Genomic DNA, 22,705 nt, shown 5'->3' on the forward strand with positions numbered 1-22,705 from the left:
ATTGGCAGCGAGAGTACAACCAAGCGCTGCCACATGGTTGTGTTCCGGTGTTAGCAACCGATCCGCTCTACATACTTTATACATCGGGTACGACAGGTAAGCCGAAAGGCGTTGTGCGTGATAACGGTGGCCATGCTGTCGCGATGAAGTACTCCATGAGCGCAATCTATAACATTCCTCAAGATGGCGTCTTTTGGGCGGCATCTGATGTGGGCTGGGTAGTAGGGCACTCTTACATTGTTTACGCTCCACTGATTCACGGTTGCACTACCATCCTATTCGAAGGCAAGCCTGTTCGAACACCGGATCCTGGGGCATTTTGGCGAGTGTGTGATGAATATAAAGTAGATGCGTTGTTCTCTGCACCAACGGCGTTTCGTGCGATTAAGAAAGAGGACCCGGAAGGCGAGCACTTAAAACAGTACGACTTGTCGAATCTGAAAAACATCTTTATGGCGGGAGAACGCCTTGACCCTCCGACACTGGAGTGGGTTCAGAGCAAAGCGGACAAGCCCGTTATTGACCACTGGTGGCAAACCGAGACGGGCTGGGCCATCGCTGGCAACCCGACAGGTGTCGAAATGATGCCAGTTAAAGCTGGTTCTTCGACGAAGCCCATTCCGGGTTATCAGGTCGAAATTCTGAATGAACTTGGAGAGGCTGTCGGGCCTAACCAACAAGGCTTTGTCGCATTAAAACGTCCGCTACCACCAAGTTGTCTGCCAACGGTTTGGCGTAATCATGACCGTTTTGAAACTGGTTATCTTAGCCAGTTCCCAGGCTACTACGTGTCTGGTGATGGTGGCTATCTGGATGAAGACGGTTACCTGTTTATTATGGGACGTATTGATGATGTGATTAATGTCGCGGGACACCGATTGTCGACAGGTGAAATGGAAGAAATAGTAGGAGGCCACCCAGCGATTGCAGAATGTGCGGTGGTCGGTATCCACGATGATCTAAAAGGTCAGCTTCCACTTGGTTTTGTTGTACTGAAAGACGGCGTCAAAGTGGATGAGCTAGACCTTGAAGGTGAGCTTGTTGGCAAAGTGCGTAGTGAGATAGGTGCAGTTGCTTGCTTCAAGCATGCGTTGGTTGTAGACCGTTTACCGAAAACACGTTCAGGTAAAATTTTGCGTCGAACTATACGTCAAATAGCTGATGGTGAAAAATACACCGTTCCGTCAACGATTGATGACCCAAGTAGCTTGAACGAAATTGAGCGAGTGCTACGACGCTGAGAAAAACTCAATTCTAACTAACCCCTGATCCTCGAACTCTGTAGGTTGGTTCTGCCTCTGTACGTTTATTAAGTACAGGGGCTTTTTTGTTGCTCAAACAGTACAAACGTATCGTGAAAGCATTTGTGACTTGCCAATACGACGTTTTCCTCACAAACTACAGCCATTCCATTTTTAGTGACCCTTTGTATGACCACGTTTGCGATTAAACCTGCGTGTTTTAGCGACCTAGAGTTGCTCAACGATCTTATGTTCGAGCTTCATGATGAGCATCATCTTCAATCTCCTGAGCTTTTCAAAACGGCAGAGGAGATAGAACAAGAAAAAAGCATTGCTCGATATATTGATGACCCTGAGTGCCTTGTTTACGTAGCAAAACAAGGAGATGAAATTATTGGCTTTATTTCTGGTCACTTCTGTGAACTTATTTCTACCGTCAGCCAGCCAGTTATGATGGGAAGCGTGGATGAGCTCTATGTGCTGCCTGAATATCGAAAACAAGGTACGGCGCAGGCTTTGATTAATAAAATTGAGTCAACGTTCTCTGATTACGGTGCAAAACAGATGTTTGTTGAAGTATGGCATTTTAACCAGGGCGCAATATCTTTGTATGAAAAACAAGGATTTGCACATCATATCCACTATTTAAGAAAACCGCTGAACGAATAATCGTATTTAACTTTAATATTGTGATTTAGGTTCTATCGAATTGAAATCATTCAGTTCGTCAATAGACTTTTCTCTATAAGTTGCTCGCAATGTTAACAAATTGATATGCACCCACATTGGTATCGGCGTTTTTGTCTGCTTGTTTATTAGTAGCACGAGGATCGTGCTTACAAAAACAAGAGGACAATATTTTGAAACTAATAAAATCGTTACTTGCTTTAGCCGTTTTGCCAATGTTCGCAAGTGCTGATGATTTGTCACGGACGCAAAATCATACTATCCAACCCCAGATCGTAGGCGGAGTAACTGCCGACCCACGTGACTGGAAATTCTACACCCAAATTGTTAGTCGTTATGGTAACCGATCATATTGTGGGGCCAGTTATATCGGGAATGGTTACGTCCTGACTGCTGCGCATTGTGTTGAGGGTGATTCTCCGAATCAGATAGCGGTTAAAATCGGTGGCGTTGTTTATAACGGTAGTGACGGTGTTCGTGCAAACGTCAGTGAGATCCATATGCACCCGGCATATCGCCGCGCGACGCTTTCTCATGACCTCGCGGTATTGAAGCTCGACTCTGTGCCTCAAGGTGTTTCTTCAGTTGAGATTGCGAATGGCAGTCTAACGCAATACGCGAGCATCGGAGATTGGCTTAGTGTTGCTGGCTTAGGGCGAACTTCTGAAGGAGGAAGCTCTCCGTCTCGATTGCAAGAGGTTGACGTCCCACGTGTGTCGGATATGACTTGCCGTCAAGCCGGTGGCAACTACACAACGGTTGGAGAAGTGTCATTCTGTGCGGGTATTCCTCAAGGTGGGATAGATTCTTGTCAGGGAGATAGTGGTGGTCCAATCGTCATTAATCGCAGTGGTGTAATTACTCAACTTGGTGTGGTCAGTTGGGGAATAGGTTGTGCTCGTCCTGGTATGTATGGGGTTTATAGCGATATCGCTGCTATGCGCAATTTTGTCGATGGTGTTATCGGAACAGCAACACCACCAAAAGAAAATGTTTCTGTTGGATACACCACCGAACAGACACTGGCATCATTTAATGTTGGGGAGTTACAGCAACATAGCTTTGTTATCCAGAATTCAGGGAACACCACGTTCACTGTGGAAAATGTTCGCGCGTTTGCTTCGGGTGTTACTGATGCAGCTGTTATTGCCAATGATCAGTGCTCTCAGGCGACGTTAGCAATGAATGCAAGTTGTCGTGTTGATGTTGAATTTGGTGCTACTCAGAGCGGAGAAGCAAGAGTGGCTTTGAACTTCAACGTTGATAAGACCAGCACACAATACCAAGCGTTAGTATCTGCTCAAGCGAAAACGGTGACAACGCCTCCCACAGATAGCTGTACAACTGTATGGCAAGCCAGCTTAGTGTATCTCAAAGGAGATACGGTTACTTGGAATGGTAAAGTTTGGCAAGCGCAGTGGTGGACTCAAGGTGATAATCCAGCAGACTCAGGGCCTTGGGGTGTTTGGCAAAAAGTAGGCGATGCGAATTGCAAGTCTAACTAACGATCGGGCCAGTGAATTTGATTCGTTGACCATGAGATAAGATTCATTCTTGGTTTCAACGATCAGTACATAGTTATTATAACTGGGGTTTATTGTTTGCGAATAATAAGCCCTTTTTTATTGTGTCAACTATGAGAACCCACAAAATGTGTATGACTTTGTCCTGACGTTATCTTTATATAACTGGCAGAATTGCGATCAACATTTTATGTTTTGTCTGATTTTTGTCAGGTTTGCATTAAATTATTCTCCAGTGAGCGTTGAGATCGGGTTTTACGCGATCAACTCAGTTTGGCATAACTCGTTACTTAATTTTTGTCGAAAAAGATAAGATTAACTGCCATGATTCATTGGTTATCATTATGTTTATTTAAGGTCATATTTTGTGTTGAGACAGCTGTTATTACTCATCCTTTGTTTTATTTTGTTACCTGTTTCACCGATCTCTACGGCTAAAGCCACTGCGAGCGAAGTTAAAGGAGCGCTCTGTATTGTTCGCGCTGATGACAAGTTAGTGCTAGTTCATGAAGTATTAACGGATAAGATTTCTCTACCTGGCGGAACCATCATTGATGGTGAGTCTCCACAAGTTGCTGCTCAACGAGAAACGTGGGAAGAAACCGGTATAGTGGTTACGGTTGGAGAGGAGCTTGGCAGAACGGACACTGCGGTTTTTTACGACTGTATATCAGACTCTGACATTATCGCTTTTTCTATGAATAATTCTTTAGGTGGAAATGAACTGCCTATTTGGTTTGCCCCTCATTATGGAGTAGAAGTTGCGTCAGCTATGCTGCTTAGCCCATCTGAATTACCATCATCTTTATATCGTTATCCTGAGCAATGGCCACAAGCCACTCAGTTTTTTGATCAAGCTACCAAGCAATCAGTATCTTATGTGACTCAGTTGATCGAATCCGCGCCTTCATTTCGTCAGGTTGAATTGGCGTGGCTGATAGATTTACAGAGTTGGATAGGGGCGTTGTCAGAAACGAGTTACGAGGTAGCTAGTCAGATCTCGAAACTGGTTATAGACCTGACAGAACCGACGGTACTACTCTTTCTATTTCCTTTTGCCATGATGCGCTTTGGTAGCCGGTTTGTGTACCGACTCTTTTTTGCAATTAGTGCAACGTCGCTTATGGTGCTTGTCGCTCAACAAGGCTTTTCGTTACCGCGCCCACATGTCTATATACCAATGATGGAGTTAACGCACAGCTTTGGCTTTAGTTTTCCTAGCTTGCCTATCGCTGTGTGGTTTTGTGTTCTGACGTTCTTGTTTCATAGAACCCAGTATTTCGGTTTGAATGGAACAACGGCAGTCTTCGTGTTCATCACTCTTACAGTGGTGTTAGGTAAGTTTTTCCTCGGCAGTGCCTTTATTTTAGATATGTTATTTGGCGCGCTGTTAGGCAGCTTGGTGGCTTGGCATGTTCTTCGATTGGAAACAAATCAAGATGTGAACGTTGATCAAGTTCTAAGCTCAAAAGGCGTCTGGTTCATTATGACTGCGGCAACAGCGGTCATCTCCGTCATCTGGCCATTACCTGTGTTTGGTCGCTGGCTAGCAATTTTAATCACTGCATCAGCGTTGGTCATGACATTTAAAGAGTCGAAAGCACATTTAGATACTCGGCAGATGATCTTTGTGACGCTGGCATTGTCGCTTGTTGATCAACTCTATTTGTACTCGGCTAATATCGTATCGTTTAGCGGTTTGTGGTCATTAGTCTTGTCGACGTTACATTATCCATTATTAATGTTGTTATTTATGCTGCTTGCAAGAAAGTTGACTTGTGAAAACCAACCGAGCAAAACGTTGCTAGATTGATGGCTGTATTTGTTATCTATTAGTATTTGAGTAAAAACAAAGCCTTGCATTACAGCAAGGCTTTTACACGTTTAGTCCACGAACAACGCCGCTTGCCTATCTTGGACGGCTAGGGGTGTTAAACGTAAGAAGCTTAACGCAACAGACATGGCGGAAAGGGCTATGCATTGAGCACGAACTTTTCTATAGCTTTAGCGACACCGTGCTCATCATTACTTGCCGTAATGTAGTCAGCGATTTGCTTGGTTTCTTCCATTGCATTTGCCATCGCGATACCAAGGCCAGCGTATTTCAGCATGTGGTGGTCATTTTCTGCGTCACCCATACAGATAACTTCTTCCGGTTTAATTCCCAGATACTCGGCAATTGCGGCAACACCAATACCTTTGTTGCTCGCAGGGTTAAGAAACTCAAGGAAAAACGGAGCGCTTTGAACAACCGTAAACGCTTCGCGCATTTCAGCTGGCAGTGCTGCTATAACTTCTGTTAGTTTGCTTGGCTCTGCAACCATCATAGCTTTGATGATTGGATGATCGTCTTCTAGTGATTCGAAGTTCATCTCGGTGACATTTAAGCCATTTATCTTTGCTTCAATATCGGTGTAAGGGTTGTGTTCGTTGGTGATTAAACCATGAACTTGACTAAAAGCATGGACGTACGCACCTAGCTCTTCGGCTTTTCGCGCCACCAATTTTGCAGCTTTACCATCTATGATTTGCTGGTGGATGATGTCGTTTGTGCCTACGTTCTTGACCATCGAACCGTTGTAGTAAAGAACAAAATCTCGATCGGAATGGATATTCAGTTCGTCGAGCTTGTCTTGCATTCCTTCTAATGGGCGACCAGAAGCGAGAACGACAGTAACGCCTGCTTCTCGAGCTTTTGCGATCGCTTGTTTGTTTTCTTCAGAAATGGCTTTATCACTATTGAGTAGCGTGCCATCCATATCTAGTGCGATCAGTTTATACATCATTTCTTACCTTAAAGTTTTTTGGGAGCTGTCAGTGAATAAGGCTTGGTTTAACGTTAACCAGAAACCTATATTCATTACGCTATGAAACTACAAAATGGTCTATTTTAACAATTAATTTTTGGTTTAAATTGACCTAGACACGCGTGTCCATTATGGTCTTCGCCTCGAAATGTTATGAGTTGAGTGAGTTCTGCGTTGTATAAGCTAAATGAGATGTTTGAAACCATCCAAGGGGAAGGGGTTTTTACTGGAGTCCCTGCTGTTTTTGTTCGGCTTCAAGAGTGTCCGGTTGGTTGCTCATGGTGCGATACCAAACAAACGTGGTATGCAGATGAGAATGATCAACGTCAAATAGGCGATATTCTGGTGAAAACGGAAGACTCTCCGACGTGGTGTGTTGCATCTGCCGAGAACATCGTAGAGCAATATCAACAGCAAGGCTTTAATGCTAAGCATATCGTGATTACTGGTGGAGAGCCTTGTATTTATGATCTGCGCCCTTTAACAAAGGCGTTTGAAGATATGGGGTGCCAATGCCAAATTGAAACCAGTGGCACATCAGAAGTGATTACTTCAGAAAATACGTGGGTGACAGTGTCACCAAAAGTGGCAATGAAAGGTAAATTGCCAGTGCTTAATAGCGCGTTAGAGCGAGCAAATGAGATTAAGCATCCAGTCGGCACCCAGAAAGACATCGACCACCTTGATGACCTTTTAGCAAATGCGAACGTAGCGGCCGAGACTATCATTGCACTACAACCAATTAGCCAGAAGCCTCGTGCTACGCAATTGTGTATTGATACGTGCATTGCCCGCAATTGGCGTTTGTCTGTTCAAACTCATAAATATTTGAGTATTGCTTAGACGAGAGACTCGTCATCATTCGAGGTAGCTTTTCTATCTAATTCCGGTTTCGCGAGTAATGCCGTTGGTAGCTTTGCTATCGAAACATTGTCGATATATCTAAACAATTTATAGCGTTGTAAAAGCTAAGAAGTGTTGACTGCTGTGGTGTGGTGCTATCTTTGGTTCGACAATCGTTTCGCATTTAATTGATGCCACCAATCTGGCGGCATCAAAATGAAGCTCTGTTGGCTGGAGTTTCACGATGAGATAAAACGTTTAGAAGCTAACGCAAAAGGTTTTATCCACCGCTATTACCGCTAACAAAGACTATTTGCTCGCTAAGTATTCTTCTAAGCCGCTTTGTCGCAGTAGGCACGCTGGGCATTCACCACAGCCTTTACCAACAATTCCGTTGTAACATGTTAAAGTATTGTTTTGGACAAACTCCAACATATTGTGCTTATCAGCTAGAGCCCAGGTCTCGGCTTTAGTAAGCCACATTAAAGGAGTCTTAATATTGAAGGCTTTATCCATACCTAAATTGCAAGAGAGATTTAGAGAGCGAATAAAGTTGTCTCGGCAGTCAGGGTAACCACTAAAGTCTGTTTCGCAGACTCCCGTAATGATGTCTTGAATGCCAAGCTGGTAAGCATGGATACATGCGTAAGTAAGAAAGAGAATGTTTCTCCCTGGAACGAATGTATTGGGTACGTTAGCGTCGCTTAAGTCATTAGATACCGGAATGTTGTCTCTTGTCAGCGAGCTTATCGCTAACTCATTAATTGATTTTACATCCAGGACTTTGTGGCTTTTGATGTTAAGTTGCTTACCTAATTCGATAGCGATATCTATTTCATCTGAATGACGCTGGCCATAATCAAACGTTATAGCATGAACCTCATCATATGTATTTAATGCATCGATTAAGCAGGTCGTAGAGTCCTGCCCACCGGAAAAAACCACAAGTGCTTTTGTTGTAGCCATGTTGAACCCTTAGTTATGCTCTTTGATTCTTTGGTATTGATACGTATTCTTAGGCGTTTAATCCCAATTACGTACTCGACTTCGTGGCGATTGCGTCCGCAATCAGCTGGGCTGTGCTCTCAAGCACTCTTTGCTTGTCATCATTTGACAGCTTGTGGAGATTCACAGCAAGTTCAGCGGTGATTTCATCTTCACAAAAAAAATAGTTTAGAGGCACGTTTAGCTCATCTGCGATAAGTTTGAGCGTTTTTACGTCGGGAGTATGGCGCTCCCTTTCGTATTGATTCATCCTTGCACTTGCAGAACTATCATCCATGCCGATACGGATGCCCAGTGCTTTTTGGGACAGATTCGCTTGTTTACGCGCATGCTTAAGGCGGGCTGGGAGTGGGTTATTAAACAACACTTAAAGTTCATACGAAGGACTTGGATGACTAAGATTATCTTAGTTTTTCTGATTTGTGTATACTAAGTAATACTTAGTTATTGCCGAGGTCGCCAAGGCCGTGTATGTATAGCTAAACAAGATTTCGTATCTTTAGGTTGATTAAGTTACGTTGAATCTACTTCTTCAAAAACTGCCGTATGGAGGCGCGGGAGGAGCGAGTAAGGGCAGGAGAAACCGCAGCGATTTGTAGAGCAGAATTTGCTCTTCACATAAACGTAGTCGTCTAAGTTGAAGAGCAATATTGTTCTTGATGATCAACTATATACTTAAGTAAATAACTGTGTCGCACAATAGATCAGAGCTGCTGCTAAGCTCATATTGATGACTTTGCCATATCTCTGGAATTGCGATTGAAGTAGCTTTCCTGCAACGGCCCAAACTACGTTGCTAAGAAGTGCGATCAAAGCAAGAATGAGGCTAGTCGCTAAGATCCAGTAGATATTCTGAGTGTGGGGCAGTACGAACGTAGAAATAGAGGTAATTCCATAAAGAATGATTTTCACATTAACGAACTGCAAACCGAAACCTGTTAAGAAACTGATACCTTTAGAATTATCCGATGAAGTTTTGATCTCACTCGTAGCAAGCCCCCAAGCCAACCAAACAATATAAGCTGCTCCAATCCATGTTAGCCAAGGTGTAATCACGGGCAAGAGGCTGATCATGTTATACGTGAAAGCGCCACAAAGTAGCATCAAAACAACATAGCCACAAAACATCCCCGAAATCACTTTTGTTGAGCGTTTTAGTCCATATTGCGTCGCGATGCTGAGCGATAAAATGTTGTTTGGCCCTGGTGTAATTGAAGTAATGATTACGTAAGTAAAAAATGCGGTGTAGATGGCGGTCATCTCTATCTCTCCTGTTTTTACTGCACTATACTTCGCTACAATTGATTAAAAAATTGAATAAATTAAAACTTAGACTTTTAATTTATTGAACTGTTGGTTGTGGAGTCTAGTCATGAATCTAAAACGCTTTCTTACTTTTAAAGCTATTGTTGAAGAAGGATCGTTTCTAAAAGCGTCACAGAAGCTTTATTGCACGCAATCAACCGTCACCTTTCAAATCAAGCAGTTGGAACAAGATCTGTCTTTGCAGCTGTTCGAAAAAATAGGGCGTAAGATGGTTTTGACTCAAGCAGGAGAAAAGATACTGCCTTACGTCTATGAACTGGCGCGAGTGATGGAAAATATTGAGGGAACAGCACAGCAAGAAAACTCGGAGCCGACCGGTGAATTGAAAGTGCTGGTTGCTGAGACTCAACTTGCTTATAAGATGGCTAATGTTTTAAAAGAGTTCAGGATCAGAGCGCCCAATGTCAGACTCTCTCTGCAATCACAAAATTGCTATCAGATTCGAGATGAGTTGATAGCGGATAAAGCTGATTTAGGTGTGTTTTATCGAGTAGGTAATGACGATACGCTCAAGGTCCACGAGTTTGAGCAGGAGCCACTGGTATTGGTTGCTTCGCCGCTTTTAAAAGGGCTAGATTTAAAGAAGAGAGAGCAACATATTGATTTAGGGTTTATAAGCAATGGCCCTAAGTGCCTTTTTCGACAGATGTTTGAGAGCATTATTCAAGAGCGTGATATTAGCATCGACAACATGATCGAACTTAGCAGTATTAATACGATCAAAAATTGCGTTGAGAGTAATATTGGTATCTCTTACTTACCTCGTTTTACGGTTGAAAAAGAGTTGCAAGAGGGCAGTTTACAAGAGCTTGAGTTCACCGAGTTTTCACAGATGATCAAGCCACTCTGTGCTTATCATGCTGGGAAGTGTGTGACGCCGGCGATGGAAGTCTTTATTGATTGTATGCGTAACGAGTATGAACGGCTTTCTACTCAGAGTCGGTGATCTTTAATATGTTCTATCTGACATAGTTTCGTTTTTACTCCTTTTTATTTTTTAAGTGGCTACTTCTAATTTATTGATTTTTATTGCTTTATTTTGAATCCGACTGTTGTGGGATGATAAATGGGATCTGATGCGAAGAGCTATTTATTGACGGAAAGAGATAAGATATAAAAACGACGGCGTGTGATAACTAGATTAGATAAGGTTACATAATTAACAGTGTAATAAATTCCATTCTTTATGGATTATTTTCAACGAGACTTAATTGTTACGGTTCGTTATTATTAACTCGTTAACGCATCCATTGCTAGGAAGTTAACTTACGCATATTGTTTTTTTCATCATTTGCAGTAAATATAATTTGCTGCTTTTTTAGCCAAAAAAGTTCAAAGCTTGAACTACAAGCTATGAACTTTTATTTATACTTAGTGGTTTTCTACTTTAATAAGTAAAACACCGTTTAAAAGTATCGCGTAACCTAGTAACTCTAAGCTTTCTTCGACCAAGTTTTTCACGTCTCTATTGTATGAGTTCCCCATAAACTCGACCCAAAAATCACCATACCCTGCAAAGCGTGAGAATAAGAAAACAATGAAAAAGCCAATCGTTAATGTCGTGAAGCTAGAATGAGAAATGAAAAGTTTGACCTCATTTTTTATGTTGACTATGTTGTTAAAACAAAAATAACAGACCGATACTATTATAATCCAAGCAGGGTACTTCCATGAACCGTGAGAAAAATACTGCTCTATGTGGTAGTCCATTTCTCTAACGAATATAACCATAAAAAATGAAGACATTATTACTAATATGTGTTTGAGTTCAAGATATTCCTTAGATTTATACAAACACATTAACGATGAAAAAAGCACAAATGCTATTTGAGTCATTTCTATAAGAGAGTTCTCCGATGTGCTTTTGTCCATTTGTACGCTAAAATAAATCGTTGCTAACGTATAAATAACCAAAAAAATAAGATAAGATATTTTATATACTAACAAACTAGTGACCGAGGTGTGTTTTTCTTTAATATACATCGTAACTTGTATAGGTGATGGATTTGTTAGTATTATAAATCAAGAATGTTTTATATTTAGTGAATTAAGCGCCATTTAGAATGGAACTTAATTCACCTAACATTAAACTTCGTTGAATCTTAAATTCTTTCTGGTTTAACTTATTGATTTTATTTATTTTTTTGTTAATTTTTGTTAAATAGAATCGCCTAGCTTTTATTGAAATGCTTTTTCCATATTGGTGGTATGCCAATTTCTTCTTGAACGATATCAATGAATGCCCTAACCAATGGTGATTGCTGACGGTGTGAGTACATGGCATAAATATCACCAAAATCTTGAGTTTCATATTCTGGTAAAAGTTGGACTAAATTAGAAGACTCTAGGTTTTTAGGAAGCATAAATTGACCTATAAGTGCTGCGCCCAGACCTGACTTTACGCTTTCAATTATTAGCTCAGCTTCATTTACCATGTATGACCCTGATATTGGGTATGTATCTAAACCATCTGATTTTGCTTTGTCGTAGAATTTAAGTTTATCGACAATAAAATTACCATTTGAATAAATAATAAAAGGTAGCTTAACTAACTCATCCGGCGTTTCTGGGTTACCATGTTTTTCAATTAAATTTCGAGAAGCAATGATTGCAGTCGTATTTTTTGCTAATTTTCTTGCTACCATTGATGAATCCCTCATAGGTCCGATTCGAAAAGCAATATCAAAATTACTTCTAATCACGTCTACATGAAGATCATCTAGCATTAGTTCAACACTTGCTTTTGGGTACTTATGTAAAAACTTCTCTATCGAAGGTTGTAGATAGAGTTTTCCAAATAATGTTGAGCTTGAAATTCGTACTTTCCCTGAAGGCTCAGTCTGAAAGTTCTCCGCTATTTGTTGAGTATCATCAAGGAGTTGAGATATTTGGTCTGCTTTTTCAACTATTTGCTGGCCGACTTGTGTTAATGAAAGAGAGCGAGTCGTTCTGTTTAATAGCCTAACTCCTAAGTGCTCTTCTAACTGCTTGATGTGTTTAGACAAAACAGAGCGGTCGATATTCATCCCATCTGCTGCTTTTGCAAAAGATCCAGCTTTAGAGACTTCTAAAAGCAGGTGTAGTTTATTTGCTAAATCCACAATGTTTATCCAAGTTAGATATTAGCGTATTAGTTTCATGTATAACTACTGCTCTGTCTAGAAATTATTAATATACTTAATAACCAAAAGAAAAGGGAGCAATAGCTCCCTTTAGTATGAATTTAAATGAGTATTTATATTATGGTTATAGTGTTTGACGTTTTTTGTTTCGACTCACTAACATGTAAAAAACAGGTGTGAGTAGTAATCCAAATACCGTTACGCCTACCATACCCGAGAATACGGCAATACCCATTGCTTGTCGCATTTCCGCTCCGGCCCCTGTACCAATCATTAATGGAATAACACCAGCGGTAAATGCAATTGATGTCATTAGAATCGGTCGAAGACGTAAACGACATGCTTCCAAAATCGCTGATAAGGTATCTTGGCCATTGTCTTTAAGTTCTTTAGCGAACTCCACCATCAAGATGGCATTTTTACACGCTAGAGCCACAAGGACAATCAAAGCAATTTGTGTGAATATATTGTTGTCACCACCAATGAACCAAACACCTGCTAGTGCAGAAAAAATGGTCATAGGAACGATCAAAATGATAGCGAATGGCAGTTTTAAACTCTCGTACTGCGAAGCTAGCACCATGAAAACTAACAAAACAACAAGTGGGAATATATACACCATCGTGTTACCAGCCAAAATCTGCTGGTAGGTTACATCAGTCCATTCATAAACCATTCCCTCTGCTAGGTTTTGATCCAGTACTTCCTCAATAGCCGTTTGGGCTTGGTCAGAACTGTAACCAAAAGCAGGACTGCCGTTTAGTTCTGCACTAGGGTAGCCGTTATAGTGCATCACGCGGTCAGGCCCAATCGTGGGTATGATCTCCAGTACAGCGCCGAGAGGAACCATTTGTCCGGCAGCATTTCTTACTTTGTAGTTAAGTATTTGGTCAGGTTCGAGACGATAGTTCATGTCTGCCTGGGCATTCACTTTGTATGTTCTACCAAACATATTGAAGTCATTGACGTATAATGATCCTAAATAAACTTGAAGCGCATCAAAAACCTGCTCTAGAGGAACACCTTGCAGCATCGCTTGTTCACGATCTATTTGGATGTCCATCTGCGGCACTTGTATACGAAATGTGGAATATAATCCCATCAGCTCGGGTCTTGTTGATGCCTCACTTATTACCAAGTTCAATTGCTTGAAGAGCTCATCAAACCCCTTGTTCGCACGGTCTTCGATTTGAAGTTTAAAGCCGCCAGTAGAGCCAAGTCCTTGGATTGGTGGTGGTGGAAAAATCGCAACGAAGGCTTCATCAATGATTGAAAAGCTCTTATTCAAAGATGCAACAATCGCATTTGCTCCGAGAGTTGGATCATTTCGTTTATCGAAGTCCTCAAGCGTAACAAAAACGATGCCACTATTCGGACTGTTAGTAAAACCATTGACCGATAAGCCTGGGAAAGAAATGGTTTGTGCTACGCCAGGTGTTGCCAGCGCGAGGTTTTCCATTTCTTTAATAACGGACTCTGTTCTATCTAAACTTGCTGCATCTGGAAGTTGGGCGATCGCAACTAAATACTGCTTATCTTGTTGAGGAATGAATCCTCCAGGAACCGCTTTGAATAGAGAAACCGTTCCCCCGAGTAACGCAATGTATACCACCACAACAACAAGGCTAAAACGAATCAGCTTCTTGACCAGAGCTTGATATTGGTTCGAGCTATACTCAAAAATTCTATTGAATGGCGCAAAAACATACTTACCAAAAACCGCATCCAAGAGTTTGGTTAGCCGATCGGGTTTTGCGTTCTTATCTTGTAATAGCAGTGCTGATAAAGCAGGCGATAACGTCAACGAGTTAATTGCTGAAATAATCGTCGAGATCGTAATTGTTAGTGCGAACTGCTTATAAAACTGACCGGATAACCCTGTAATAAAGGTTGTCGGGATAAACACCGCACATAACACTAATGCAATTGCAATAATTGGCCCGGTAACTTCGGTCATTGCTTGTTTCGTTGCTTCTAGTGGTGCAAGACCATTATGGATGTTCCGTTCCACGTTTTCGACGACGACAATGGCGTCATCGACGACGATGCCTATGGCGAGAACAAGTCCAAACAACGAAAGTGTGTTAATCGATACTCCGAGCATTTGCATTACAGCGAACGTACCGATTAATGAAACAGGCACCGCAATGATAGGGATGATAGACGCGCGCCATGTTTGCAAAAACAGAATAACTACGACAACAACAAGTACAATTGCCTCTAGCAGAGTATGAACCACCGCGTCTATCGAACCACGAACAAAGACGGTCGGGTCGTAGGCTATTTCATATGAAACTCCAGCTGGAAAGGCTGTTTGTAAACGGTCCATGGTTGAACGAACCTGATTAGATAGCTCAATAGCATTAGCACCAGGGCGCTGGAATACGGGCATCGCCACCGCTGGTTTACCATTTAACAAGGCGCGCAGTGCATAAGAGTTTTGACCTAGCTCTACGCGTGCAACGTCTTTAAGACGTGTCAAAGCCCCTGTTTCGTCAACTTTTACTACAATGTCGTTGAATTCATCAATATTCTCCAAACGGCCCTTTACGTTCAACAAAACTTGGAATTGGTTTTCATTAGCGGCTGGTTGCGCACCTAATGAGCCTGCTGCCACCTGTTGGTTTTGAGATCGGACGGCTGAGACAACGTCCATTACGGTTAGATTTCTAGAAGCGAGCTCATCTGGATTTAACCACAAGCGCATTGAGTACTCATCACCACCGAAAAGGCGCACATCACCAACGCCTCCGAGCCGAGCTATCTCATCTTTCAAGTTTAAATTAGCGTAGTTAGCTAAATAACTGACTTCACGGCTAGAATCTGGAGAATATATATGCACAACCATAGTGAGATCAGGAGAGGCTTTTTCGGCAACAACTCCTAACCGTTGGACGGCTTCTGGTAATCGGGGCAAAGCTGTAGTGACGCGGTTTTGAATTTGAACCTGAGCTTTGTCCAAGTCCGTACCTAAAGCAAAGGTTACGGTCAATGTCATTCTGCCGTCACTGGTTGCCTGCGAAAACATATATAACATGTTTTCTGTACCATTAATTTCTTGCTCCAGAGGCGTAGCAACTGTTTCTGCGATTACTTTTGGGTTCGCACCAGGATAGTTTGCTGTAACTACCACTGTAGGAGGGACAACCTCTGGATATTCACTCACAGGCAACTGTAAAAGTGAAATTGCGCCTACTATTAATATCAATAGCGATAACATAGAGGCAAATATGGGTCTTTGAATAAAAAAGTGTGCAAATTTCATTCGGTTGTCTTCTTAGTCTTGAGCTAAACGTTTGTTTGGCAACGATGTTGAGTTTGAAGCCATAATCAATGAAGTGTTGCTAATATCTAGCGTGACATTTTTTGGTGTGATTTTGCTATTTGGGCCAACTTTTGCTGGGCCATTTACCGCAATAACTGAGTCGGCGTTCAAGCCATTCTCGATGGCACGAAATGTTCCGTAACGTTCGCCTAAGGTTACGATGCTGTATTGCAACGTATTCTCTTCATTGAGTGTTAATACAAAGCGGTTTTCTAGATCTGTGCCAATAGAACGCTCTGGAACGAGAACTCGTTCAACTGGTTTGGTTGTTGATATCTGAACTCGGCCAAACGATCCCACTTTTAAGTTTGATTTTGTTGCATCGAATACCGCTCGAACCTGCAAAGTACCGGTGTTTTCGTTGATGGAGTTGTCGACAAAGTCAACGCGTCCAAAAAACTCCTGCCCATTTTGTCCAGATAGTTCAAGACGAGTAGGTAAGTTAGAGTCGGCATTGATTGTCGAGAAGTAACGGTTCCAAGTTCGCTCATCGACATCAAAGTATGCATATACCTGATCGTTAGAGACAATGTTTGATATAACGCTTTGATTTGCGTTTACATTGTTTCCTTTAGTAATGAATGCTCTTGAAATAGTGCCGCTAATAGGGGCATATATCTTCGTAAACTCAAGATCTAACTTTGCGGATTCTAACTGAGCACGCAAAGCCATTAGTTCTGCAGAGCGTTGCTTTACTGCGGTATCTCGGGCCTCTGCTTGTTCCGCTGAGATGGCTTTTCGCTTAACCAGTTGAGCGGCTCTCTTTTGTTCGTTTGCTGCTTGCTCTAGCGCAGCTCGAGCACTCTTAACTTGCGCTTCAAGTCGTGAGACCTGAGCTTTGAAGGTTCGATCATCAAGAGTGACGAGTAAGTCGCCTTTGTTGACACTCTGTCCGTCTTTGAACTCTACCGTTTCAATAACTCCGGAAACGCGTGGCATTAAAGAAACTTTCTCTGGTGCTTGAAGCCTTGTTGTAAAGGTGAACCACGATTGAACGGGCTCATAGATGACTTTGGAGACGTCTATCGTAGGTAAGGGAGTATTAGGTTGTTTGGTTATCTCTTCGTCTGCACAAGCAGCTAAAACGGATAAAAGGCCAATGCCGAAAACTTTCTTTAACATTTGTCGCGCCCTAAATGATTCTGTTCATACTAAAAGGAACGGCATTGTATTCATTGTACCTATGGGTAAATAGGCCCTCAGCGAACATAGAGTAGTGATAAAAATGCACGATTAAATATTGGTCAAAATGCTCACTTTTTGGTTTGAAAAAGGTCAGTTTAGGGTTTTAAAGACGTGGAGTATTGTTAAATGTAATAAGCCATAATAGATAGGAATAACTAAACAGAAGCTAAAGATAGCGACGAAAATTAAAGCGTTTTTAATTCGTGCATTATTTGCAATTCACTGATGCAATTTGAACCATAAAAAATTGAAATTAATTTTGTAAAATCCATTTCCCATCACATAAAGAATAAAAACTAAATAAGGAATTGTGCAGTGGATCTCGCAAGCCAACTTGAATTACTACTGGATGTCTCTGAATACGGAACTTTTGCTAAGGCTGCTGACAGAAATCATATAGATCGTTCAGCTTTGTCAAAACAGATCAAAAAGCTAGAGGATGAATTGGGCTTACGGCTGTTAAACCGTTCCACACGTTCTCTATCCCTGACCAATGCAGGTGTTGAGATGGTGGCGCAAGCTAAGAAAGTAAGAGAGGTTCTAACTGAAACTCGTAGTATTGCTGCTACATTTCAGGATGAACCGAAGGGTAACTTGAAAATATCAAGCTCCACTTTCTTTGGCAGAGCATACTTAAATCAGGCAGTTAAAGAGTTTATAAAACAGTACCCAAACATTACTGTAGAGCTGCTGCTCGATGATAATCGAGTCGATGTTATCCACGAAGGTTTTGATGTTGTGTTTCGTATCGGACCAATCCGAGAGTCCAACATGATAGTACGTAAGTTGGCAAGCAATAATATGGCACTGGTTGCATCAAAGAGTTTTATTGACAAGTATGGAACTCCGAGCTCTCCAGAAGAGCTTATAAAAATGCCAGCAGTAATATACTCTAATGCTAACTTTAAGGCGGATAAGCTACGTATAGCGCCAAGCCAGTCATCAAGCGACGTTAGAACGTATAATATCAACGGGCAGTACTTCGTGAATGAAACTGAGTTAATGCTGGATGCCGTAAAATCTGATCTAGGGTATGCTTTAATAGGGCAGTTCTTTCTTCAGGAGAGTTTGAGTAAACAAGATCTTGTACAGTTGCTTCCTGATTATAATCTTCCCGCAATAGGAGAAATATATGCAATGTATACTCACCGAAATCAACAACCATTAGCCAAACTGTTCATTGATACTGTTCAAAAAATAATAGGGACACCTCCTGTTTGGATGGATTATCTCAACTAATATGAGTACTAGGACATAATGTTTTAGATTGAGGGCTTGTTTATATTTATCCATAGAATATGGTTGAATTTGCACTTTAAAAATAATTGCCACTGTTCATAATTTCACTCGATTCAAACAACACAAGTAGTGGTAATTAAATGAAAATGACAAGAACGTCGATCGCAATCGCTGCACTTTTCTCTGCAAGTGCTGCAAATTCAGCCATAGTTTATGAAGATCAAGAATCAGTATTAAATATTCATGGCCGAGCGCAAGGGATGTATTATTTCTCTGATGATAAAAATGCTGACGGAGATAATAGCTACATTCGTGTAGGACTTTCAGGTGAGTCTAAAATAAATGAAGATCTTTATGCATTCGGCTTATATGAGTTGGAATTTAAGTCTAATCGCAGAGATGCTGATGGGATTGAAGATGATGAATTTGATATCCGAAAAGGCTATGTAGGAGTTGGTGCAGATTACGGAACAGTAAGTTATGGACGTCAATACGGTGCGGTCACTTTAGTATCTGACTACACGGATATTTTCCCGGAGTTTGGTAATGAAGCTGCTGGCGTAAGTGCGGATCTATATGGTACCGGTCGCTCCGATTCAGTATTTAAGCTAACGACAAGCTATGAAGGTTTGAATATTCATGTTAGCTATCAGGCTGAAAACGATGAAGTGTCAACAGATGCAGCCTCTTATGGTGCGGCGGCGGACTACAAGTTGCCATATGGCTTCAAAGTTGCGCTTGGTTACAACGAAGGTGAAGGGCAATCGGGTGCAGAAGATGCAGATCTGCTAACGGGTGCTATTGCATTTGAATACGACAAGTTTTATGCCTCTGTTTTATACAGTGATGGTGAAAACTGGGCTAAAGATGGTTCTGAAAGTAATATTGATTACACCGGTATTGAAGCAGTTGCCACTTATGAAGTAACAGATAAGCTTTGGGCACTAGTTGGCTATAACAATCTAGAGCGTGATGATGAAGATGTCGTCGATTACTACTCACTAGGTGCAGAGTATGATTTGACTTCTAATTTTAAAGCACTAGCAGAATACAGAATTACAGATGTAGACAATGAAGACGATATTCTTGCAATAGCTGCGAGATATTCATTCTAAAAAATTAATAAATATAAAAAGCCTGAAACTATTTTCAGGCTTTTTTATTTATCGGTGTAATTTTATAAGTGCTGATTTTAATCCATATATAATGGATTATATTGATCGTTACTTGTTTAAGTGTTTTGAATATAATTGTTTTGTTAGCTAGTCCACTGCTAGTTTTCATTTTCATATTTTTTGAATGATGTATTTTTTCTTTGGCAACAAGAAATGTCTTGTTGCCTTTTTTTATTTTCATGCTTTATGGTTAATTAAAAAAATAGTCATTTTATATATTGCTATAAACGATAAAAATGTAACGACAATTGTCGATCTTAGATTTAGTTAATCTTCATAGAAAATTAAACTCCATTTCAAGTGTCTTTTTCATTTAAGTGATGTGGAGTCCATATGGCGCACCAAGCGAATGACAAAGCGCCAAACGACGAAATGTATCTCAATGAAGATTGGAAAAATTATTTTTATGTAAACGATAGAGGTAGGGATTGATACTGTTTATGTAAGGAGAGAGCGATTTATGAAAAGCCGTCGTTTCAATGTGATTAGACACCTTTACTTTCTTAAAATAGGAAGGGCTCTAAGAAAGTAAAGGTGCAGATGATTTTTTAGTTTTTACCGCCGTCACTTGTTCTGAAGTGATAATCGAAGTTTATGATTGCACGATATTTAACTTCATCACGGTTAAGTGCGTACTCTTCAACTCTCACCTTACTATCATCGATTGCAATATCACGAGGGAAACCGCTTCCAATGATGTTTAGACGATTTCTAAGTTCATGTTTTGATAGCGTTTGGTATTCATCGACAAGATCAAACGCAGAGCTATAAGCGGCATCTTTTGTCGTAAAGTCATTGAGAACAACTTTGTTTGTAGAGTGTTCGACATGAATACCAGCAGTAGCAGATAAACTGAATAATAATAGTGATGAGAGCGTCATTAGTTTTTTCATATAGTCACCTTTTTATTTGTATTACAAAGTCAAGATGTCCAACGAATCCTTGTTAATATCTCTCGACAAAGGTGATAGTGCCATTATAGAAATGTGCTGTACATCACATTTGTGACCATTGACTATGGAAGAATTGTCAACAATAAAACTCAAGCACTTTTGACATTACGGTCAATGTGAAAAAGCGAATATCTGTATGGTTTCGTTAATAATTAAACCACTCTCGGAAACGCTGACTATTCAGTCAAAGCGTATGTTTCTTGTCGTTATAGTGACCTGCCTACAACTTAATCACTTAATGCATGCAATTCAATTGCAATGGCTTGGTATAGATTTTCATTCAGATCTTCCAGCTTAGTAACGATCCTACAAATTCTAGTGATTAAAAAATCATTATTTGTGGTTTTTTATTCTATTGTCGTGTATAAAAAAACTTTACAACAAATGATAAAGGAATATCCATGAAAAAGTTATTGTGTTTTGCTGCACTGGGGTTAGCTGTTTCGACGACGGTTAATGCAGACCCAATTTTAGACGACATCAAAAGTACAGGGGAGCTAAAAGTCTGCTTTGATTCTGGGTATATGCCTTTTGAAATGACAGCAAAAAATGGGCAGTACATTGGGTTTGATATCGATTTGGGTAAGCAAATGGCGCGTGCCATGGATGTTAAGTTTGTGCCGGTAAACACTTCATGGGATGGCATTATCCCAACACTGTTGACTGGTAAGTGTCACATGATTATGGGCGGGATGACTATCACACCTATGCGAAATACTCAGGTGAATTTCGCTGATCCCTATGTGGTTATTGGTCAATCTATTCTCGTAGATCTCAAACATGAAGGTAAAGTGTCTAGTTACCGAGATCTCAATAGTCCAGATTATGTTGTTGCAACTAAGCTTGGGACAACGGGTGAGCAAGCGGTAAAACGATACCTTCCGAAAGCTAAGATAAATCTATACGAAACTCAGTCTGAAGCGGTACTTGAGGTTGCCAACGGAAAGGTAGATGCGTTTGTTTATGACTTTCCTTACAACTCTATTTATGTGGCGGAAAACAAAGGGCAGTTAATGCACTTGGCTAAACCGTTTACTTACGAGCCTTTGGGTTGGGCTGTGCCGCAAGGAAATCCAGATACGCTTAACTTCTTAAACAACTATTTACGTCAAATTAAGGGCGATGGAACTTACGATCGCATTTACGATAAGTGGTTTAACGACGATAAATGGTTAAAGCAAGTCAAGTAATCATATTGTTATTGTAGAGGAGCGGTTAGCTTCTGGCTCGGTTCATCGCCAACCAAACGGTTCGTGCTGTGAAGCTAACGCTTTTCTTTATTCAAATACCCAACCAACTTTAATCAAAGTCATTCTCGGAATCACATGCAAAATAACTTTAAATCCCTATTGTGGAACGCTGTTTTTGTTCTTGTTTTGCTATCAATTTGCGGTCTTGTCTATCTGTCAGGTAAGCGAATCGATTACAGCTGGAATTGGGAGCGTGTCCTTCCTTATATTGCCACTAACGCTGCTTCATCCATTACCGCGCCTGTCGATGGGAACATCATTCTCGACGAGAATAACCAACTGGCTCTGGAGAGTATTCATGGTGATATTGTTCTTGAACTAAGCCAATATAAGTCTGTGGACGTCTATGAAGGTGATCTTATTTTTGAAGGAGATACCTTAGCAACTATAAAAGAGTGGCGCTCTGGCCCAATTTTAGATGGTGTTGTGACGACCATTAAAATCTCGCTCTGGTCACTTATCATTGCTCTAGCGTTGGGCTTAGTTGTCGGACTAATGCGTATATCCAGCAATCCGGCATTAAAAAAGCTGGCGCTTGTGTATGTCGAGGTCATTCGTGGAACGCCTCTTTTAGTACAGATTTTTATCGTTTACTTCTTTATTGGTACTGTGCTTGACCTTGAGCGTTTTACTGCGGGAGTGATAGCGCTCTCCGTGTTTACCGCCGCTTATGTCGCAGAAATTGTGCGGTCAGGAATCCAGTCAATCCCAAGAGGACAAATGGAAGCGGCGCGTTCACTAGGAATGAATTATCCCAAAGCGATGATTTATGTCATTTTACCTCAAGCGTTTAAGCAGACATTACCTCCCTTAGCCGGGCAGTTTATCAACCTGATAAAAGATTCCTCACTTGTCTCCGTGATTTCGATTACTGATCTGACAAAAGCGGGCAGGGAAGTCGTAAGTGGTAATTTTGCCCCATTTGAAGTTTGGTTTACCGTTGCGGCCCTTTATTTGCTTCTAACTAGTACCTTATCTTGGGCAATACAAACGTTAGAAAAGAAATTGGCAGCAAGTGATTAAT

General features: G+C 41.0%; 18 protein-coding genes. 10 read left to right on the forward strand and 8 right to left on the reverse strand.

The features are described 5' to 3' along the window. The 4 genes from IQP38_RS26240 to IQP38_RS04530 form a co-directional block, all read left to right on the forward strand. On the forward strand, nt 1-1,241 hold a 1,241-nt coding region (locus IQP38_RS26240), incomplete at its 5' end, for an AMP-binding protein (protein WP_228009985.1). Nucleotides 1,242-1,430: 189 nt separating this feature from the next. Next, nucleotides 1,431-1,910, forward strand: a complete 480-nt coding sequence (locus IQP38_RS04520; protein ID WP_005377290.1) for a GNAT family N-acetyltransferase — start codon at nt 1,431-1,433, stop codon at nt 1,908-1,910. A 191-nt stretch (nt 1,911-2,101) separates the two neighbouring features. Beyond that, the gene (locus tag IQP38_RS04525; RefSeq protein ID WP_193837346.1) at nt 2,102-3,433 is read left to right on the forward strand and encodes a trypsin-like serine protease; all 1,332 of its coding nucleotides are present in this window, start codon (nt 2,102-2,104) and stop codon (nt 3,431-3,433) included. Nucleotides 3,434-3,818: 385 nt separating this feature from the next. Continuing rightward, nucleotides 3,819-5,264 (forward strand): bifunctional NUDIX hydrolase/phosphatase PAP2 family protein, encoded by a 1,446-nt coding sequence (locus IQP38_RS04530; protein ID WP_193837347.1) that lies wholly within the window; start codon nt 3,819-3,821, stop codon nt 5,262-5,264. Nucleotides 5,265-5,424: 160 nt separating this feature from the next. Here IQP38_RS04530 and IQP38_RS04535 read toward each other — a convergent pair whose 3' ends face one another. Further along, complete coding sequence (locus IQP38_RS04535; RefSeq protein WP_017821691.1) at nt 5,425-6,234, reverse strand: Cof-type HAD-IIB family hydrolase; 810 nt, start codon at nt 6,232-6,234, stop codon at nt 5,425-5,427. 216 nt (nt 6,235-6,450) lie between these two features. On the opposite strand from IQP38_RS04535, the gene queE reads away from it, so the two are divergent. Then, entirely contained in the window at nt 6,451-7,101 is a 651-nt protein-coding gene (gene queE / locus IQP38_RS04540; protein WP_005377296.1) for a 7-carboxy-7-deazaguanine synthase QueE, read from the forward strand. A gap of 309 nt (nt 7,102-7,410) precedes the next feature. On the opposite strand, the gene queC is transcribed toward queE, so the two are convergent. The 3 genes from queC to eamB form a co-directional block, all read right to left on the reverse strand. Next, nucleotides 7,411-8,067: a 7-cyano-7-deazaguanine synthase QueC gene (gene queC / locus IQP38_RS04545; protein WP_005377298.1), complete on the reverse strand. Its 657-nt coding sequence runs from the start codon at nt 8,065-8,067 to the stop codon at nt 7,411-7,413. A 67-nt stretch (nt 8,068-8,134) separates the two neighbouring features. Further along, complete coding sequence (locus IQP38_RS04550) at nt 8,135-8,473, reverse strand: helix-turn-helix domain-containing protein (RefSeq protein ID WP_005388200.1); 339 nt, start codon at nt 8,471-8,473, stop codon at nt 8,135-8,137. Nucleotides 8,474-8,781: 308 nt separating this feature from the next. Next, nucleotides 8,782-9,366, reverse strand: a complete 585-nt coding sequence (gene eamB / locus IQP38_RS04555; RefSeq protein WP_005388201.1) for a cysteine/O-acetylserine transporter — start codon at nt 9,364-9,366, stop codon at nt 8,782-8,784. A 112-nt stretch (nt 9,367-9,478) separates the two neighbouring features. Between eamB and IQP38_RS04560 the strand changes: the two genes are divergently transcribed. Beyond that, nucleotides 9,479-10,378 carry a LysR family transcriptional regulator gene (locus IQP38_RS04560; protein WP_033906147.1) on the forward strand — a complete coding sequence of 300 codons (900 nt, stop codon included), beginning with the start codon at nt 9,479-9,481 and terminating at the stop codon, nt 10,376-10,378. A gap of 1,225 nt (nt 10,379-11,603) precedes the next feature. On the opposite strand, the gene IQP38_RS04565 is transcribed toward IQP38_RS04560, so the two are convergent. The 3 genes from IQP38_RS04565 to IQP38_RS04575 form a co-directional block, all read right to left on the reverse strand. Continuing rightward, nucleotides 11,604-12,533, reverse strand: coding sequence for a LysR family transcriptional regulator (locus IQP38_RS04565; protein WP_193837348.1), 930 nt, complete (start codon nt 12,531-12,533; stop codon nt 11,604-11,606). A gap of 145 nt (nt 12,534-12,678) precedes the next feature. Further along, nucleotides 12,679-15,819, reverse strand: coding sequence for an efflux RND transporter permease subunit (locus IQP38_RS04570; RefSeq protein WP_054577000.1), 3,141 nt, complete (start codon nt 15,817-15,819; stop codon nt 12,679-12,681). A 12-nt stretch (nt 15,820-15,831) separates the two neighbouring features. Beyond that, complete coding sequence (locus tag IQP38_RS04575) at nt 15,832-17,001, reverse strand: efflux RND transporter periplasmic adaptor subunit (RefSeq protein ID WP_054579512.1); 1,170 nt, start codon at nt 16,999-17,001, stop codon at nt 15,832-15,834. Nucleotides 17,002-17,379: 378 nt separating this feature from the next. Here IQP38_RS04575 and IQP38_RS04580 point away from each other — a divergent pair, with 378 nt between their 5' ends. After that, on the forward strand, nt 17,380-18,303 hold the full coding sequence (locus IQP38_RS04580) for a LysR family transcriptional regulator (protein WP_005377321.1): 924 nt from the start codon (nt 17,380-17,382) through the stop codon (nt 18,301-18,303). A gap of 140 nt (nt 18,304-18,443) precedes the next feature. Next, complete coding sequence (locus IQP38_RS04585) at nt 18,444-19,418, forward strand: porin (protein WP_193837349.1); 975 nt, start codon at nt 18,444-18,446, stop codon at nt 19,416-19,418. A 608-nt stretch (nt 19,419-20,026) separates the two neighbouring features. Here the strand turns inward: IQP38_RS04585 and IQP38_RS04590 are convergent. Further along, entirely contained in the window at nt 20,027-20,371 is a 345-nt protein-coding gene (locus IQP38_RS04590; RefSeq protein WP_005377323.1) for a DUF3316 domain-containing protein, read from the reverse strand. A 461-nt stretch (nt 20,372-20,832) separates the two neighbouring features. Here IQP38_RS04590 and IQP38_RS04595 point away from each other — a divergent pair, with 461 nt between their 5' ends. Both IQP38_RS04595 and IQP38_RS04600 read left to right on the forward strand, forming a co-directional pair. After that, nucleotides 20,833-21,621 carry a transporter substrate-binding domain-containing protein gene (locus IQP38_RS04595; RefSeq protein ID WP_017821680.1) on the forward strand — a complete coding sequence of 263 codons (789 nt, stop codon included), beginning with the start codon at nt 20,833-20,835 and terminating at the stop codon, nt 21,619-21,621. 135 nt (nt 21,622-21,756) lie between these two features. Beyond that, nucleotides 21,757-22,704 (forward strand): amino acid ABC transporter permease, encoded by a 948-nt coding sequence (locus tag IQP38_RS04600; RefSeq protein WP_193837350.1) that lies wholly within the window; start codon nt 21,757-21,759, stop codon nt 22,702-22,704. Nucleotide 22,705 lies beyond the last annotated feature (1 nt).

Source organism: Vibrio sp. OPT41, assembly GCF_015163595.1.
Classification (GTDB): domain Bacteria; phylum Pseudomonadota; class Gammaproteobacteria; order Enterobacterales; family Vibrionaceae; genus Vibrio; species Vibrio alginolyticus.

Excerpts from the sequence above, each read along its gene's own strand:
- IQP38_RS04520 (WP_005377290.1), top strand. The coding sequence starts at position 1,431 with ATGACCACGTTTGCGATTAAACCTGCGTGTTTTAGCGACCTAGAGTTG.
- IQP38_RS04535 (WP_017821691.1), bottom strand. The coding sequence starts at position 6,234 with ATGTATAAACTGATCGCACTAGATATGGATGGCACGCTACTCAATAGT.
- queE (WP_005377296.1), top strand. The coding sequence starts at position 6,451 with ATGTTTGAAACCATCCAAGGGGAAGGGGTTTTTACTGGAGTCCCTGCT.
- queC (WP_005377298.1), bottom strand. The coding sequence starts at position 8,067 with ATGGCTACAACAAAAGCACTTGTGGTTTTTTCCGGTGGGCAGGACTCT.
- eamB (WP_005388201.1), bottom strand. The coding sequence starts at position 9,366 with ATGACCGCCATCTACACCGCATTTTTTACTTACGTAATCATTACTTCA.
- IQP38_RS04560 (WP_033906147.1), top strand. The coding sequence starts at position 9,479 with ATGAATCTAAAACGCTTTCTTACTTTTAAAGCTATTGTTGAAGAAGGA.
- IQP38_RS04570 (WP_054577000.1), bottom strand. The coding sequence starts at position 15,819 with ATGAAATTTGCACACTTTTTTATTCAAAGACCCATATTTGCCTCTATG.
- IQP38_RS04575 (WP_054579512.1), bottom strand. The coding sequence starts at position 17,001 with ATGTTAAAGAAAGTTTTCGGCATTGGCCTTTTATCCGTTTTAGCTGCT.
- IQP38_RS04585 (WP_193837349.1), top strand. The coding sequence starts at position 18,444 with ATGAAAATGACAAGAACGTCGATCGCAATCGCTGCACTTTTCTCTGCA.
- IQP38_RS04590 (WP_005377323.1), bottom strand. The coding sequence starts at position 20,371 with ATGAAAAAACTAATGACGCTCTCATCACTATTATTATTCAGTTTATCT.
- IQP38_RS04595 (WP_017821680.1), top strand. The coding sequence starts at position 20,833 with ATGAAAAAGTTATTGTGTTTTGCTGCACTGGGGTTAGCTGTTTCGACG.
- IQP38_RS04600 (WP_193837350.1), top strand. The coding sequence starts at position 21,757 with ATGCAAAATAACTTTAAATCCCTATTGTGGAACGCTGTTTTTGTTCTT.